The 16,054-nt window shown below is 55.7% G+C and carries 12 protein-coding genes and 1 tRNA gene; 10 read left to right on the forward strand and 3 right to left on the reverse strand.

What is annotated here, in order from left to right:
* The first annotated feature begins 75 nt into the window (after nucleotides 1-75).
* From AC2FI7_RS03740 to AC2FI7_RS03755, 4 genes are all read left to right on the forward strand, one after another.
* Complete coding sequence (locus AC2FI7_RS03740; RefSeq protein WP_010440228.1) at nucleotides 76-372, forward strand: virulence factor; 297 nt, start codon at nucleotides 76-78, stop codon at nucleotides 370-372.
* A gap of 26 nt (nucleotides 373-398) precedes the next feature.
* Nucleotides 399-1,325 (forward strand): methylenetetrahydrofolate reductase, encoded by a 927-nt coding sequence (locus AC2FI7_RS03745; RefSeq protein ID WP_496815279.1) that lies wholly within the window; start codon nucleotides 399-401, stop codon nucleotides 1,323-1,325.
* A 9-nt stretch (nucleotides 1,326-1,334) separates the two neighbouring features.
* Nucleotides 1,335-2,387 (forward strand): methyltetrahydrofolate cobalamin methyltransferase, encoded by a 1,053-nt coding sequence (locus tag AC2FI7_RS03750; protein ID WP_010440226.1) that lies wholly within the window; start codon nucleotides 1,335-1,337, stop codon nucleotides 2,385-2,387.
* A 110-nt stretch (nucleotides 2,388-2,497) separates the two neighbouring features.
* Nucleotides 2,498-2,571, forward strand: a tRNA-Gly gene (locus AC2FI7_RS03755).
* Between the two features lie 10 nt (nucleotides 2,572-2,581).
* Here AC2FI7_RS03755 and AC2FI7_RS03760 read toward each other — a convergent pair.
* Together AC2FI7_RS03760 and AC2FI7_RS03765 are read right to left on the reverse strand one after the other, a co-directional pair.
* Nucleotides 2,582-3,439 carry a class I SAM-dependent methyltransferase gene (locus tag AC2FI7_RS03760; protein ID WP_010440225.1) on the reverse strand — a complete coding sequence of 286 codons (858 nt, stop codon included), beginning with the start codon at nucleotides 3,437-3,439 and terminating at the stop codon, nucleotides 2,582-2,584.
* A 24-nt stretch (nucleotides 3,440-3,463) separates the two neighbouring features.
* Nucleotides 3,464-5,509 (reverse strand): ASKHA domain-containing protein, encoded by a 2,046-nt coding sequence (locus tag AC2FI7_RS03765; protein WP_010440224.1) that lies wholly within the window; start codon nucleotides 5,507-5,509, stop codon nucleotides 3,464-3,466.
* Between the two features lie 215 nt (nucleotides 5,510-5,724).
* Here AC2FI7_RS03765 and guaB point away from each other — a divergent pair, with 215 nt between their 5' ends.
* The 3 genes from guaB to AC2FI7_RS03780 are packed head-to-tail and all read left to right on the forward strand — an operon-like array spanning nucleotide 5,725 to nucleotide 10,807.
* Nucleotides 5,725-7,173 (forward strand): IMP dehydrogenase, encoded by a 1,449-nt coding sequence (gene guaB / locus AC2FI7_RS03770; protein WP_010440222.1) that lies wholly within the window; start codon nucleotides 5,725-5,727, stop codon nucleotides 7,171-7,173.
* Between the two features lie 59 nt (nucleotides 7,174-7,232).
* Nucleotides 7,233-8,441, forward strand: coding sequence for an RsmB/NOP family class I SAM-dependent RNA methyltransferase (locus AC2FI7_RS03775; RefSeq protein ID WP_010440221.1), 1,209 nt, complete (start codon nucleotides 7,233-7,235; stop codon nucleotides 8,439-8,441).
* 59 nt (nucleotides 8,442-8,500) lie between these two features.
* Nucleotides 8,501-10,807, forward strand: coding sequence for an ATP-binding response regulator (locus AC2FI7_RS03780; protein ID WP_496815282.1), 2,307 nt, complete (start codon nucleotides 8,501-8,503; stop codon nucleotides 10,805-10,807).
* Between the two features lie 5 nt (nucleotides 10,808-10,812).
* Here AC2FI7_RS03780 and AC2FI7_RS03785 read toward each other — a convergent pair whose 3' ends face one another.
* Nucleotides 10,813-11,406: a sulfotransferase family 2 domain-containing protein gene (locus AC2FI7_RS03785; RefSeq protein WP_010440219.1), complete on the reverse strand. Its 594-nt coding sequence runs from the start codon at nucleotides 11,404-11,406 to the stop codon at nucleotides 10,813-10,815.
* A gap of 190 nt (nucleotides 11,407-11,596) precedes the next feature.
* On the opposite strand from AC2FI7_RS03785, the gene recA reads away from it, so the two are divergent.
* From recA to AC2FI7_RS03800, 3 genes are all read left to right on the forward strand, one after another.
* Nucleotides 11,597-12,661 carry a recombinase RecA gene (gene recA / locus AC2FI7_RS03790; RefSeq protein ID WP_010440218.1) on the forward strand — a complete coding sequence of 355 codons (1,065 nt, stop codon included), beginning with the start codon at nucleotides 11,597-11,599 and terminating at the stop codon, nucleotides 12,659-12,661.
* Nucleotides 12,662-12,840: 179 nt separating this feature from the next.
* On the forward strand, nucleotides 12,841-15,510 hold the full coding sequence (alaS, locus tag AC2FI7_RS03795) for an alanine--tRNA ligase (RefSeq protein WP_496815285.1): 2,670 nt from the start codon (nucleotides 12,841-12,843) through the stop codon (nucleotides 15,508-15,510).
* Between the two features lies 1 nt (nucleotide 15,511).
* Complete coding sequence (locus AC2FI7_RS03800; RefSeq protein ID WP_010440216.1) at nucleotides 15,512-15,799, forward strand: DUF1330 domain-containing protein; 288 nt, start codon at nucleotides 15,512-15,514, stop codon at nucleotides 15,797-15,799.
* Nucleotides 15,800-16,054 lie beyond the last annotated feature (255 nt).

The raw sequence follows: 16,054 nt of genomic DNA on the forward strand, positions 1-16,054 counted from the left end.
TGTGTCGAAAATCGACCGACCTCCGCCCATATTGAAGTTTAGAACCGGCCCATCGGGTTAGGAGGAATCACAGTTATGCCTGACGTCACCATCGTATACTGGCGCGACATTCCCGCTCAGGTCATCGTCGGCAAAGGCCGTCGTGGCGCCAAGCGGCAATTGGAAGAGCGGTTTGAACAAGCCATCGACCGGGCCGCAATGAAGGTGAACGCCAAGGATAGTGATGCCTATCTGGCCGAGTGGCGCAAAGCCGAACCTTTCGCGGTTGAGGGCGACCCGTCCGAGATTGCCGAGGCCGAGGCCGCGCGCCTGGAAACGGAATACGATCAGGACCGAATCAAGTCCCTGATCGCCAATGACGGTTGGGCATGAGCCCCAGATCTTTATGGGAGGCCGCTATGGCTTTGCTGAACTTCAAGAAACGTGATGCGGTCGAAAACGGCCCTGTGAACCCGACCGTCGAAGCCTTTCTGCAGGGCTATTCGATCGAGGTAATGCCGCGCACCGCCGAAAAAGTCGAAGACTTCCGTGCGCTGCTGCCCGAAGGCACACGCGTTTACATCGCCCATATCGAGGGCACGCCAATTGAAGACATGGTCAAAACGGCCAAGCGCATTGAGGCTGAAGGTTACCCTGTCATGCCGCACTTCCCTGCGCGGATCATCAAGGATGCGGCGACTCTGGAAAACTGGATTTCGATGTACCAGGGCGAGGCGGGCGTTGAACAAGCGCTGCTGCTCGCCGGTGGTGTCGCGACCCCTCACGGCGATTTCGACAGCTCGATGCAATTGCTGGAAACTGGCTTGTTCGACAAGGCTGGATTCAAGCGTCTTCACGTTGCCGGTCACCCCGAGGGGAACAAGGACATCGACCCCGACGGCTCGACCAAGAATGTCGATGATGCGCTGCGTTGGAAGCAAAAATTCAGCGAAACAACAGATGCGGAAATGGCGCTGGCCACTCAGTTTGCGTTTGATGCCAAGCCGATCATCGCCTGGGCAGACAGCCTGAAAGAGGCTGGCATTGATATCCCAGTCCATATCGGTATCGCGGGCCCTGCCAAGCTGCAGACTCTGATTAAATTCGCCATTGCTTGCGGTGTAGGCCCGTCGCTGAAAGTTCTGCAAAAGCGCGCAATGGATGTGTCCAAACTGCTGCTGCCTTACGAGCCGACTGACGTAATCACCGAACTGGCCAACCACAAAGCGGCCAACCCGGATTTCAACATCACCAACGTCCACTTCTTCCCGCTTGGCGGCATCAAAACCAACGCCAACTGGGCGATCAACAACGGCGGCGCTTCGGCAAAGCCAGCAAACTCCTAAGGAACGGACATGACCCGTACAGTCGTCGAATCAAAAACAAAAACAGCCGTTCTGGGCTTTGATGAACCGTTCTGCGTGATCGGAGAGCGGATCAACCCGACAGGCCGCAAGAAACTGGCCGCCGAATTGGAAGCGGGCGATTTCTCAACCGTTGAGAAAGACGCATTGGCGCAGGTTATGGCGGGCGCGACCGTTTTGGATATCAACGCGGGAGTTGTTTACAACTCGAACCCCAACCCAAACGAGACCGAGCCGCCGCTGATGCGCAAGATTGTCGAACTGGTGCAGGGTCTGGTTGACGTACCGCTGTGCATCGACAGCTCGGTTCCGGGTGCGCTAGAAGCCGGTCTGGCAGCCGCAGAGGGCCGTCCGCTGCTAAACTCGGTCACGGGCGAAGAAGAGCGTCTGGAACTGGTTCTGCCGCTGGTAAAGAAATACAACGTACCGGTTGTGGCGATCTCGAACGATGACACCGGTATTTCGGAAGACCCCGATGTGCGTTTTGCCGTCGCCAAGACCATCGTTGAGCGCGCAGCGGATCATGGTATCCCTGCACATGACATCGTGGTCGACCCGCTGGTCATGCCGATCGGTGCGATGGCAACTGCAGGCCAGCAGGTGTTCGCTCTGGTCCGTCGTTTGCGCGAAGAGCTGGGTGTGAATACCACTTGTGGCGCGTCCAACATCTCGTTCGGGCTGCCGAACCGTCACGGTATCAACAATGCTTTCCTGCCGATGGCAATGGGCGCTGGCATGACGTCGGCGATCATGAACCCGGTTGCTTTGCCGGTAACGCAGAAGAAGATTGCCGAGAAGAAGGAACAGGTTGCCGCCGCTGGCATCATCCTGCCTGAAGGCATGGATGACGAAACCTTCGTTCAGATGTTCGGCCTGGGTTCGACCAAACCGCGCGCTGGTAAAGAGATGGAGGCCATCCGCGCCGCAAATCTTCTTACAAACAATGACCCGCATGGTGGTGAATGGATCAGGTCCAACAAAGCGCCTGAGGAAGCCGGTGGCGCAGGTGGGCGTCGGGGCGGTGGACGTCGTCGTCGCGCTTAAACTATGGAAAACAACAGATTGGGCCGGGTCTTTGACCCGGCTCTTTCGTTTTTGTCGGCACTGGTTTGGCTTGAACCCTGGTCAGGACAAGTGATAGTCAATTCTTAGCGGCGGGTATGATGTAATGGTAGCCTGTCAGCTTCCCAAGCTGAACGCGCGGGTTCGATTCCCGCTACCCGCTCCAACTCTATCGATCAACTCGATACACGCGCCTGCAGCAGGTTGATGACTGCTGGAACCTGTACGCCTTTTGATGTCTGGAATGCGTCAAACTCTTCGGCCACGTCACGCACGACGGCATCAACATCCTCCTGTGTACCTTTGAAATGGGCGATCACTCGCGCGGCGGGGCCGACCCGGGTACACAAAAGAGCGGCGTCTTCAACGGATGCAGGGGCGGTGAGCGCTAGGGGGACTGCCTCGACCCGGATATCGTTCAAACCGGCCTGCGCCATCAGGTTCGAAACCCTGTCACGGTCATGGAATGCTAAAGGGCCGGGTGCATTCCGGTCCACCTTGGGTGGTTGTCCCAACCGTTTGACGGCGGCGACATGCGGGATCTTGAACCAAGGGTTCTCTGACAGACCACCCCAGGCTGCAAAGGTTATCTGACCGCCCGGTTTTAAGGCCCGAGCCATATTGGCGAAGGCTGCTACGGGATCGGTGAAGAACATCACTCCAAACCGCGAGATCATTGCATCAAAACCGCCTGACGAAAGCTCAGCGATCTGAGCGTCGGCATATGTGAAATCGAGATTGTCGAGCTTCGCCTCGTCTGCGCGCATCCGCGCTCGTTCGAGAAATTGTTCCGAAATATCAATGCCCAGAACATGCCCCTTGGGTCCAACCTGCTGCGCGGCCCGGAGCGCACTTGCCCCGGTGCCGCAGCCGATATCGATGACGCGCATTCCCTCGGCTAGTGTGGCGCGATCGAAAACCAGATCCAGTACGGGCGCGAATAGATGGTCCAACTGATCCTCGAAGGTCAGCCAGCGCGTGCCCATTTCGGACTTGCCCCAGAATTCTTCCTGATCTCCGTTGATTGTCAGCATCGCGCCCTCCAGGATTTGAAGGGACTATGACCTCCTGCGGCGACGACGGCCAGACTTTTCATCGTCCCCGCCACCGGTGTTGAAGGACGGCGCGGGCAGGGTAACGACCTGCGCCAACTCGGGGAACGGATCAGTTTTGTGCGGGATCGCGTTGGCGGCGACGAAATGGTCTTGGAACTTGGGTTCGATCGCGGTTTCGACCTTGGTGATCTCGCGCACGACGCGCTCGATCTCGGCCCGCGATCCGATGTTGCACAATGCAATTCGCGCGCCCGTACCCGCGGCATTGCCCGCGCTGGAAACCTTGTCCAGAGGCGCGTCGGGAATCATGCCTAGAACCATCGCGTGTTTGGTCGAGATATGCGCGCCGAACGCCCCGGCCAGTACCACGCGGTCCACGCGGTCAACCTCCATCTCGTCCATCAACAGACGCGCACCGGCATAAAGCGCGGATTTGGCCAACTGGATGGCACGGATATCGCCCTGAGTTACCGTGATGCGCGGACCGCCCTCGGCGCTGGCATCATGGATCAGATAGGAGTTGGTGCGGCCTTCGGGAACACAACGGGGAGTACCCGTCTGTTCAGCCGAGCCGATCAGCCCACTTTCGTCCAGCAGGCCAGCGATACGCATCTCAGCGACAGCCTCGATAATGCCCGAGCCGCAGATACCGGTGATGCCGGTCGTCGCGATGTCCTGATCAAAGCCATCTTCATCCGACCAATTCTCGGACCCGATCACGCGGAAACGCGGTTCTTTGGTGACGGGATCGATTTCTATACGCTCAATCGCGCCGGGGGCCGCGCGCTGTCCCGAACTGATCTGAGCACCCTCGAATGCGGGTCCGGTGGGCGAGGAACAGGCCAGAACGCGGTGGGTGTTGCCCAGCAGGATTTCTGCATTGGTGCCCACATCCACGATCAGCACGAGGTCTTCGGATTTGCCGGGTTCTTCAGAAAGGGCAACGGCGGCACAGTCTGCGCCCACATGGCCTGCGATGCACGGCAAGATATAGACCAGCGCACGCGGGTTCATATTGGTCAGCTCCATTTCTCGCGCGGGCAGGGACATGCTTTCGGAGGTTGCCAACGCAAATGGAGCCTGGCCGAGTTCAACCGGATCAAGCCCGAGCAGTAGATGATGCATCACCGGATTGCAGACAAATACGGTTTCAACAATCAGCGCAGCGTCAATCCCGGCCTCATCTGCGATTGAGGTGGTCAAATCATTAATCGCCTCGCGCACGGCTTTGGTCATTTCTTTGTCGCCGCCGGGATTCATCATGGCGTATGAGACGCGACTCATCAGGTCTTCACCGAACCGGATTTGTGGATTCATCAGACCCGACGAGGCCTTGACCTCACCCGTTTCAAGATCGGTCAGGTGTGCAGCGATGGTGGTCGAGCCGAGGTCGATAGCCAGACCGTAAAGCCCATGTTCGTGCAGGCCGGGCCAAATTTCGACGATACGGGCCACGTTGTCCTTGTGGCCTTTATGGACGGCGACCGTGACCTCCCATTTACCTTTGCGCAGCACTGGCTGCAGCTTGGACATCAGGGACAGGTCGGCGGTGATCGCATCGATCTTCCACTGCTCACGCAGGGCGCGCTCCAACCGTTCCAGATCGCCGGTGGGCGAATGCATGTCTGGCTCTTCCACCACTACGAAATAGAGGCGCGTGGCTGGGTCCATTGTGATCGCACGGGCCGCCGCGGCCTTGCGGACGACTTGACGGTGCACCTGGCTTTCGGGCGGAACATCAATCACTACATCGCCCTGAACTGATGCCTGACAGCCAAGACGCCGACCCGGTTTCAGGCCGCGCTTGTCATCATAGCGCTGCTCGACGGCGTTCCATTCGCTCAGCGCATCCTCGGAAACGGTCACACCGTGCTTGGGGAACTCGCCATAGCTGGGGGTGATCTGACATTTCGAACAGATGCCACGCCCGCCGCAGACCGAATCCAGATCGACGCCCAATTGGCGCGCAGCAGTCAGGATTGGCGTGCCAATGGGAAAGTGCCCACGTTTGCCGGACGGAGTGAAAACGACAAGAGGATCGGTGGTCATGAATGGCCTGCCTTTGTATTCGCGCGTATGCCGGCGAACATATGGGTTTGGACGCAAAGGGAAAGGGCATTCAGCGGCACGTTTTGCATTGCTTGCGTCGTTTTCGGGCGTGGCAGAAGCCCGCAGGGGAAAACAACTTGGGTTCGGGGCTTTCCCTCGGGTGAAATCCATGTAATAGGGTCACCGTCAAACGGGCTTTTGCATGGGGTTTTCAGATGCAGATTCGTGAGGCACTCACCTTTGACGACGTACTTCTTGTTCCGGGCGCATCTTCTGTGCTTCCGGCGACGGCGGATACAACCACGCGTGTGACGCGCGAGATCACTATGAACATTCCGCTGCTTAGCTCGGCAATGGACACGGTAACCGAGGCGCGTATGGCCATTGCCATGGCGCAGGCCGGGGGCATCGGCGTTGTGCACAAGAACCTGTCGATCGAGGAGCAGGCCCGAGAGGTGCGGCGCGTGAAACGGTTCGAATCCGGGATCGTCTACAATCCTGTGACATTGCGCGCGAATCAGACGCTGGCTGATGCACAGGCGCTGGTCGAACGCTATAATTTCACCGGCTTTCCTGTAGTTGACGAAAGTGGCCGGGTCGTGGGGATCGTGACCAACCGCGACATGCGCTTTGCGACCTCAGACGATACGCCAATCAAAGCGATGATGACTTCGGACAACCTGGCGATGCTACAAGAGCCCGCCGATCTGGAAGAGGCAAAAAGCCTGATGCGTGCCCGTCGGATCGAAAAGCTGCTGGTCGTCGATGGCGAGGGCAAGCTGACCGGATTGCTGACGCTGAAAGACACCGAACAGGCTGTGCTGAATCCTACAGCTTGCAAGGACCGGTTGGGCCGTCTGCGCGTAGCTGCAGCGACCTCTGTCGGGGACGCGGGTTTTGAACGGTCTGAGCAGCTGGTCGATTCCGGGGTTGATATCATCGTTGTAGATACCGCGCATGGTCATTCGCAGGGGGTTCTGGACGCGGTGAAACGCGCCAAGACGCTGTCGAACGAGGTTCAGATCATTGCTGGTAATGTTGCTACCGCCGAGGCCACCAAAGCGCTGATCGATGCGGGTGCAGACGCGATCAAGGTGGGCATCGGGCCGGGCTCAATCTGCACAACACGCATGGTCGCAGGTGTCGGGGTTCCCCAACTGACAGCGATCATGGATTGTGCGGCAGCAGCGGGTGACGTGCCAGTCATTGCTGATGGTGGCATTAAATTCTCGGGTGACTTCGCCAAGGCGATCGCGGCGGGTGCATCTTGTGCCATGGTTGGTTCGATGATCGCTGGCACAGACGAAAGTCCGGGTGAGGTCATCTTGTATCAGGGCCGTTCGTTCAAATCCTATCGCGGCATGGGTAGTTTGGGCGCCATGGCGCGCGGCTCGGCGGATCGGTATTTTCAGAAGGATGCAGCCAACGATAAGTTGGTACCCGAGGGGATCGAGGGTCAGGTGCCCTACAAAGGGTCCGCCAGTGCGGTTGTGCATCAGCTGGTTGGCGGCTTGCGCGCAGCGATGGGCTATACCGGATGCGCAACGGTGGATGAAATGCGTCGCAACTGCAACTTTGTCAAAATCACCGGTGCAGGCCTGAAGGAAAGCCATGTGCATGACGTGCAGATTACGCGCGAAAGCCCGAACTATCGGATCATGTAGTCGCTATGGTGCTCGTATCTGGGCATCGAAGTTTGTGACAAAGTCAAACGGACCCAGCTATGACACCCGCAGCCCGAGTTCAGGCCTCGATCGACATCCTCAATGAGATATTGGCCGGAGCGCCAGTCGAGAAAGCGTTGACAGGTTGGGCGCGGCGCAGTCGGTTTGCGGGCTCGAAAGATCGTGCGGCAATCCGCGATCACGTATTCGATGCGTTACGCTGCAAACGATCCTTTGCTGCGCGTGGTGGAGCTGAAACCGGGCGCGGCTTGATGATCGGCGCGATGCGATCTTCGGGTCAGGATCTTGCTCAGTACTTCTCGGGCGCGCGATATGCGCCAACTTCGGTAACAGATGCCGAGAAAGACCGAGGTTTCCAGACCGAGGCCGAAGCCCTCGACATCCCTGATTGGTTGTGGCCCGAATTCAAGGCGTCATTGAAAGATGAGGCCAACGCAGCCGCAATTGCATTGCAGGGGCGGGCCCCGGTGCATTTGAGGGTGAACCGGTCGCGAGCTGATCCGGTTGAAATCATCCAATGCCTCTCGGATGAAGGCATAGTGGTGCAGCCTCACCCAGCGTGTGACACTGCTTTGGAAGTCACCGCTGGTGCACGAAAAATCTCACAATGCAATCCATATCTTGAGGGTTTAATCGAGCTGCAGGATGCCGCCAGTCAGGCCGTTACTGCAGCGTTGGATTTGCAACCTGGAATGAGGGTTTTGGACTACTGCGCCGGTGGTGGTGGCAAAGCCTTGGCCTTGGCGGCAAGGGCCGAAGGCGTTCAGGTATTTGCGCATGATATCAATCCAGGTCGCATGGCAGATTTGCCTGCACGTGCAAAGCGGGCGCGCGCAGAAATTTCACTGCTGACGTCGGATCAGGTATCAGGACAGGCACCCTTTGACATCGTTCTGGTGGATGCGCCCTGTTCTGGAAGCGGATCTTGGCGCCGTTCGCCCGCGGGGAAATGGGCGCTGACGCCTAAGCGCTTGCTTGAACTTACCCGCATTCAGGCAATGATTTTGGAAAGCGTCGCGCCATTGACCGCAGACGCAGGTACGATTGCTTATGCCACATGTTCGATGCTGTCAGTCGAAAACGACGCGATAGTGGACAGTTTTCTGCAAGAGCATTCGGATTGGCGATCTGGATTTCGAAAGACGTGGCTGGTTTCACACGGGGCGGATGGATTTTATTCGGCCCACTTGACTAGAACTTGGATCCGATCAAACAACTTAAAGGAGTTTTCACCGCTGATTTATTAAGCGGCATTTAACGATTGTGGGCCGATATTGGTCAAATATGTCTTAACAAGAGCTGCTTTATGCCCAGTGTTCCCCAAGCGTTTCCCCGTTTGTCAGATCGGGTCGTATCTGATTGCGGGCGCTATGTGTCTTTGGGTTTGATTGCCCTTCTTCTCTGCCTGCTTGCAGCCTTGGGTGTCCTTCCAAAACAATGGAACACTGGTGTTGCAACCGTCGGTCTGTCTTTTCTTGCGGTTGTTGGGTTTGCTATCTTAGGCAATTGGATCGCCAAGCAGATTGAGCAGCGTACAAAAGGCGTGATTGCAGCGCTTTTGGAACAAGATACCGCAGCCTGTATCATTACGGATCAAAACGGCCGAATTGTCCTGGTCAATTCGCGGGCCAGCCTCGGCCTTGGTGCCATACCAGAGAAGCAACTGGATGACGCTTTGCGATCTGTATTCGCCAATCCGGCGGCGATTCTGCTGCGTCTTCAAACTCAGCTCCGGTCACGGGTGAAAGCTGAGGAGGATGTAGTCACACGTGGTCAAACCATACCGGTGACGGTATCGAAACTGGATCATGATTGGTATTGCTGGCGCTTCGTATTAGAGGCTGAGCAAGCCTGGCGAAATGTCGGGTTACCGGTCATCACCATTGGTCGGAATGAAGTTATTCTAAACACGAATGATGCAGCTGCAAATTTTTTTGGCCGCACGCCTGCCACGTTTGCAGAGTTATCATCAGAGAATGGTGTGCTGGGCGATCCCGTCGGAAACAGCTGCGCAATTCAAGTTAGGACGCCTGAGGGTGACAAAACGGTCCTGGTTTCTCAGTTGCGCCGAAGCGGGATCGCACGCGAACTGATTTTGACCCCGATCACCGATAGCGATGCAAAACTCGAGGCAACTTCGTTCGCTGATTTGCCGGTTCCGATCATGAGATTGGCGCCCGATGGTGAGATCATCGAAGCCAACCACCTTGCAATCGAACTGGTGGGTGAGGTTCGGCTGGGCAATTCCAGAATTGACGAGGTTATGCACGGGCTTGGCTATTCCATTCGTGATTGGCTCGCTCGTACGGTTGAACCGACTTCTGCTCCAAAGTCAGAGTTTCTGCGCCTTACCCGTAAAGACAAAGAAGTGTTCGTTCAGGTCACGCTGTCTCGCATTGTGAGTGACGGTCAGGTATATCTGATCGCAGTTCTGAATGACGCAACTGAGTTAAAAACACTTGAGGCGCAGTTCGTTCAGGGGCAAAAAATGCAAGCCGTAGGCCAGTTGGCCGGTGGGGTTGCGCATGATTTTAACAATCTGCTGACAGCAATATCAGGGCATTGCGATCTTCTGTTGCTGCGCCACGACCAAAATGATCTGAATTATGGTGACCTTGTACAAATCAACCAGAATGCCAACCGCGCTGCCGCTCTGGTCAGTCAGTTGCTTGCATTTTCGCGCAAGCAAACCCTCAGGCCCGAGGTGTTGGATTTGCGAGACACGATTTCCGATCTGATCCACCTTTTGAATCGCCTTGTGGGCGAGAAGGTCCGGTTGACGCTCAGCCATGATCCCGTGCTCAAGCCGGTTTGTGCCGACAAACGACAGCTTGAGCAGGTGTTGATGAATCTGGTTGTAAACGCGCGCGATGCGATGCCCGACGGCGGCGAGATTCGGATCGAAACCGAAGTTCTGAATTTGGAACGAGCCTATTCGCGCGACAGGGCGACAGTGCTGCCGGGCGAGTATGTGATGGTCAAGGTCATAGACAGCGGCATAGGTATCCCTCCGGACAAGCTGCAAAAGGTATTCGAACCTTTCTACACCACCAAGCGCACCGGAGAAGGGACAGGTCTGGGTCTTTCGACGGTCTACGGCATTGTAAAACAGACTGGAGGATTCATTTTCGTGGACAGTGCACCCGGTACGGGTACCGAATTTACCGTTCTTCTTCCTGCCAGTCCGGCGGCGCAGACACCTGAACCGATCACACTAGAGGCCCACGAAGAGCAAAAACCACGGCACGGTGAGGGCGTTGTTCTGTTAGTCGAGGACGAAGCCCCCGTCCGCGCTTTTGCCACGCGTGCGCTGCGTCTGAAGGGGTACACAGTGCTCGAGGCGGAATCAGCCGAGGATGCGTTGCATATGTTGGAGGACCCAAATCTCACGGTCGATGTTTTCGTCACAGATGTGGTGATGCCTGGCATGGATGGTCCGACCTGGGTGCGCGAGGCAATGAAAACGCGCCCCGAAGTCCGGGTGGTCTTTATGTCCGGCTATACGGAAGGCGCATTTGGTGAATCCGGCCCCGAGATTGAAAGCTCGACCTTTCTGCCAAAACCATTTTCATTGACGCAATTGACCGAAGCGGTGTTTCAGCAACTCAACTGACGCCGTTATTCAGCAGATTGATGCAGTGCAAATTCCGCTGCGAATAAGCTGCGAAATTGCTGGTCTGTGTCTTTCGAGAGTTCAAGCTTGAGCTTCGGCGAAACGTTCTCTTGCGGAAGTTGTATGTCGCAGTTCAGGCGATTTCGTAGGAAATCGAGTATCTTGCTTTGGTTTTCGTACTTAAACACGTGGCTCACTCTGACACCATTGCTGCGGGGCATTAAGAATTCGCTTTGGCGTCCGACATCCGCACAGGCCGGAGGGGATTTCTGCATATGGGCAACTACAAATGCCTCAAAATCAAGCCCATGAGTAGAGTGTGGATGATTTCTCAATTCTTGCCGCGTGCGATATCGATACCAACTCCCTAACCAGTCGATGGGTTCTCGGACGACGGCCATAACCTCCATTTCAGTGTCAAACAGCTTCTTGAACATGGTTTGATAGAACCGGTCAAAGCGGCGCATGTTTGCGTGTTTTAATTCAGTTGGACCTGAGACAACGATATCGGCACGGTCTTTCAGAGCAGATTGGTAAGCTGTGCTGCCGGTTTTGGGGACGGACAAAAGCGCGAGACGCTCTTCATAAAAAACAAGCATTTATCTTTTCTCTACAACGCTTTTCGATTGGCAGATTGTCGTAAACGACTCTTTAACACAATTGCCTAAGACTGAATTTCATAAGTTTTAGTTGAAATGTTCTCTTTTTGATCCCATAAGGAACAAGAGGCGAACAAAGCAGCGATTGCCGCCCGTCAAAGGGTGTGACAAAAGGGATAGTGACAGGACAATGGCGGATCTTCTGACGATGAGCGACAAGAAAAACGCAGACAAGCAAAAGGCGCTCGACAGCGCATTGGCTCAGATCGAACGGCAGTTCGGTAAGGGCTCGATCATGAAGTTGGGCGAGGATTCCAAGCAGGATATCGAGGCAAGCTCAACCGGCTCACTGGGCCTGGATATTGCGTTGGGTATCGGTGGGCTGCCGATGGGGCGGATTGTTGAGATCTACGGGCCTGAAAGTTCGGGTAAAACCACGCTGACATTGCATTGCATTGCTGAACAGCAAAAACGTGGCGGTGTTTGCGCTTTTGTAGACGCAGAACATGCACTTGACCCGCAATATGCCCGCAAGTTGGGTGTTGATCTGGATGAACTGCTGATTTCGCAGCCCGATACCGGTGAACAGGCGCTTGAGATCACTGATACGTTGGTGCGCTCTGGTGCGGTGAACATGGTTGTGGTCGACTCGGTTGCGGCCCTGACGCCGAAATCCGAGTTGGAAGGCGACATGGGCGATAGCAGCGTGGGCGTTCAGGCCCGGCTGATGAGCCAGGCAATGCGCAAACTGACCGGCTCGATCAATCGCTCGAACTGCATGGTGATCTTCATCAACCAGATCAGGATGAAGATCGGCGTGATGTTCGGCAGCCCGGAAACCACGACCGGTGGCAACGCACTGAAGTTCTACAGCTCGGTCCGTCTGGATATCCGCCGCATCGGCGCGATCAAGGATCGCGACGAGGTGGTCGGCAACCAGACCCGCGTCAAGGTTGTGAAGAACAAGGTGGCGCCGCCGTTCAAGCAGGTGGAATTTGACATCATGTATGGCGAAGGCATCAGCAAGATGGGCGAATTGCTAGACCTGGGCGTTAAAGCCGGAGTGGTTGAAAAGTCAGGTTCATGGTTCAGCTATGGCGACGAGCGGATCGGGCAGGGGCGTGAAAACGCCAAGCAATATCTGCGTGACAATTCCCGCGCCGCGTTGGAGATCGAAGACAAGATTCGCGCGGCCCACGGTCTGGATTTTGAAATGCCCCCCGAGGCGGAAGAGGATGATATCCTCGAAGCGTAATGCACTCTGACGGCATCAGCAGAAATCCCCCGGCACTCCTATAGTGCTTAGAATACGTAGAACGGGGCGGCTCAAGGGAGCCGCCTTGTTTCGTTTGGGTCGTCCAATGCTGTGGACACTCCTTGGACAGAGGGCTAAACCTTCGCAGACCATTATGAATGCGCGTTGAGAGAGCCCAAATGCCCACGCTGAATGATATCCGCTCGACCTTTCTGAACTACTTTGCCAAGCAAGGCCACGAAGTGGTTGCGTCCAGCCCATTGGTGCCGCGCAATGATCCGACTTTGATGTTCGTGAACTCAGGTATGGTTCAATTCAAGAACCTGTTTACCGGCGTAGAAACTCGCGATTATCATCGTGCAACCACAGCGCAGAAATGTGTGCGCGCAGGTGGCAAGCATAATGATCTAGATAACGTGGGCTATACCGCACGCCATCATACGTTCTTTGAAATGCTGGGAAATTTCTCGTTCGGAGATTACTTCAAGCCGGAAGCGATTCCGTTTGCGTGGGAGCTGATCACCAAAGAATTTGGGATCGACAAGAACCGCCTGCTGGCGACGGTTTATCATACCGATGATGAAGCCTTTGAAATTTGGAAGAAGGTAGGAGTTCCCGAAGACCGGATCATTCGCATCGCCACCAATGACAATTTCTGGCAAATGGGTCCAACCGGGCCTTGTGGCCCATGTACCGAGATTTTCTATGATCACGGCGATCACATCTGGGGTGGCCCTCCGGGTTCCGCCGAAGAAGATGGCGACAGGTTCATCGAAATCTGGAACATCGTTTTCATGCAAAACGAGCAGTTCGAAGACGGCTCGATGGTCGAGCTCGATATGCAGTCGATCGATACTGGCATGGGACTGGAACGTATTGGTGCCTTGCTTCAGGGCAGTCATGACAACTACGACACTGATCTGTTCAAAACACTGATCGAGGCTTCTGCGGAGGCCACCGGAGTTGATCCTTATGGGGATCAGAATGTGCATCACCGTGTGATTGCGGATCACCTGCGTTCGACATCTTTCCTGATCGCTGATGGGGTGATGCCGTCAAATGATGGGCGTGGATATGTTCTCCGTCGTATTATGCGTCGTGCGATGCGCCATGCGCATTTGTTGGGGGCGAAAGATCCGGTGATGCACCGTTTGGTGCCAACTCTGGTTCAACTGATGGGCGCGCAATACACCGAACTTGGTCAGGCGCAACCTCTGATTGAAGAGACATTGCTGCTGGAGGAAACGCGGTTCAAACAAACATTGGATCGCGGCTTGAAACTGCTTGATGACGAGGTCTCTGGTTTGTCGGAAGGTGATCCGCTACCGGGTGATGCGGCATTCAAGCTTTATGACACATACGGTTTCCCGCTGGATCTCACTCAGGATGCGCTGCGCGAGAAAGGACGTACAGTAGACACTGACGGGTTTGATGTCGCTATGGCCGAACAAAAAGCAAAGGCGCGCGCTGCCTGGGCTGGTTCTGGCGAAGCAGCTGATCAGGTTGTCTGGTTCGATGTGTTAGATTCCGCCGGCGCTACCGATTTCCTTGGTTACGACACGGAAAAAGCCGAAGGTCAGGTGGCTGCACTGGTAGTCGATGGTGCCTTGGTCGATAGTATTGAGAAAGGCGGCATTGGCTGGGTCGTGGTTAACCAGACGCCGTTTTATGGTGAAGCCGGTGGTCAGGTTGGCGATACAGGTGAAATCCGCAGGCTCGATGAACGAAAAGACGTTGCCCGTGTTGACGACACCAGAAAATTTGCCGACGGGAAGGTCTATGCTCATAAGGTGACAGTTGACCATGGATCAATCTCGACAGGTGACGCTGTTGAGCTTGAAGTCGATCACGCAAGACGTACGGCCATTCGCGCAAACCATTCAGCGACGCACCTGTTGCACGAAGCCCTTCGTGAAACGCTGGGTGATCATGTGGCTCAGCGAGGCTCATTTAATGCATCCGACCGATTGCGGTTTGATTTCAGCCACTCAAAGGCTTTGACGCGGGAAGAGATTCAAAAGGTCGAGCGTGAGGTGAATGCCTTTATTCGCCAGAACTCGGCTGTCGAGACGCGTATCATGACGCCAGACGATGCCCGCGCGCTGGGTGCACAGGCGTTGTTTGGCGAGAAATACGGTGATGAGGTCCGTGTCGTGTCGATGGGTAAGGCACCTACCGGCAAAGGGCAGGATGGTGAGACCTGGTCGATCGAATTGTGTGGCGGCACCCATGTGCGCCAGACGGGTGACATAGGTACGTTTGTCCTTCTCGGCGACAGCGCCAGCAGCGCAGGTGTGCGCAGGATTGAGGCTCTTACTGGGGATGAAGCTTTCAATCACCTATCGGCTCAGGATCAGCGTCTCGGCGCTATTGCTTTGGAGTTGAAAGCACAGCCGGATGATGTTGTTGCGCGTGTGAAATCGTTGATGGATGAGCGTAAATCGCTTCAAAACGAAGTTGCTCAACTGCGCCGTGATCTGGCGATGGCTGGTGGCGCAGGGCAGGGCGGCTCTGAAGCAAAAGAGGTCAATGGTATGGCCTTCCTGGCCCAATCACTGACCGGCGTGTCCGGAAAGGACCTGCCAACGCTGATCGATGAGCACAAAAACCGGTTGGGCTCAGGTGCTGTGTTGCTAATCGCAGATACAGGTGGAAAAGCTGCCGTTGCCGCCGGTGTTACACCGGATCTGACGGACAAAGTTTCAGCCGTGGATCTGGTTCGCGCTGCCGTTGCCGAACTTGGCGGCAAGGGTGGTGGTGGTCGGGCTGACATGGCACAAGGCGGAGGCAAAGATGCCTCTAACGTAGAAGCAGCCATAAAAGCCGCGGAACAGGTTTTGGGAGGATAAGATGCCTGCACTCTGGATTGCTCATGTCACTGTGACTGATGCCGATGCATACGGAAAATACGCCGAGCTGGCAGGTCCTGCGATCGCCGCCCATGGCGGTGAGTTCATAGCCCGTGCCGCGCGGTACGTGCAGTTGGAAGGCAAGGAACGTCCGCGTAATGTGGTCGCCCGTTTCCCCTCGGTTGAGGCTGCAGTTGAGTGCTATAATTCACCCGCTTACCAACAAGCACTGGATCATGCCCGAGGCGCCAGCGAACGTGAGCTGGTTGTAGTCGAAATCACTGAGTGAGTATCATCCTGATTCTTTGGACCAGCGGAACGGAAGTTCCGACGGCTTAATTTTACGTGTGGCCTCGGGATGCGGGCGCGCGCATCCTTCAATTTGCAAAAAATACAATAATAACAATATTATAATCTGAGAATTCTAACAATCCCTCCACAGCGAGAATACGAATGTGGCGGCGACTGCCATGATCTTGTGCAAAAATGGTCATGGAAATTGACGATTTTCCGCCGTTTTCCCCCCTCAAACTATTCAATGATT

The sequence above is a fragment of the Ruegeria sp. YTSA064 genome (assembly GCF_059610325.1).

What these genes read in the sequence shown, in the direction of transcription:
- AC2FI7_RS03775 (WP_010440221.1), top strand. Translation starts at nt 7,233, where the DNA reads ATGACACCCGCAGCCCGAGTTCAGGCCTCGATCGACATCCTCAATGAG.
- AC2FI7_RS03745 (WP_496815279.1), top strand. Translation starts at nt 399, where the DNA reads ATGGCTTTGCTGAACTTCAAGAAACGTGATGCGGTCGAAAACGGCCCT.
- AC2FI7_RS03800 (WP_010440216.1), top strand. Translation starts at nt 15,512, where the DNA reads ATGCCTGCACTCTGGATTGCTCATGTCACTGTGACTGATGCCGATGCA.
- AC2FI7_RS03760 (WP_010440225.1), bottom strand. Translation starts at nt 3,439, where the DNA reads ATGCTGACAATCAACGGAGATCAGGAAGAATTCTGGGGCAAGTCCGAA.
- recA (WP_010440218.1), top strand. Translation starts at nt 11,597, where the DNA reads ATGGCGGATCTTCTGACGATGAGCGACAAGAAAAACGCAGACAAGCAA.
- alaS (WP_496815285.1), top strand. Translation starts at nt 12,841, where the DNA reads ATGCCCACGCTGAATGATATCCGCTCGACCTTTCTGAACTACTTTGCC.
- guaB (WP_010440222.1), top strand. Translation starts at nt 5,725, where the DNA reads ATGCAGATTCGTGAGGCACTCACCTTTGACGACGTACTTCTTGTTCCG.
- AC2FI7_RS03780 (WP_496815282.1), top strand. Translation starts at nt 8,501, where the DNA reads ATGCCCAGTGTTCCCCAAGCGTTTCCCCGTTTGTCAGATCGGGTCGTA.
- AC2FI7_RS03750 (WP_010440226.1), top strand. Translation starts at nt 1,335, where the DNA reads ATGACCCGTACAGTCGTCGAATCAAAAACAAAAACAGCCGTTCTGGGC.
- AC2FI7_RS03740 (WP_010440228.1), top strand. Translation starts at nt 76, where the DNA reads ATGCCTGACGTCACCATCGTATACTGGCGCGACATTCCCGCTCAGGTC.
- AC2FI7_RS03785 (WP_010440219.1), bottom strand. Translation starts at nt 11,406, where the DNA reads ATGCTTGTTTTTTATGAAGAGCGTCTCGCGCTTTTGTCCGTCCCCAAA.
- AC2FI7_RS03765 (WP_010440224.1), bottom strand. Translation starts at nt 5,509, where the DNA reads ATGACCACCGATCCTCTTGTCGTTTTCACTCCGTCCGGCAAACGTGGG.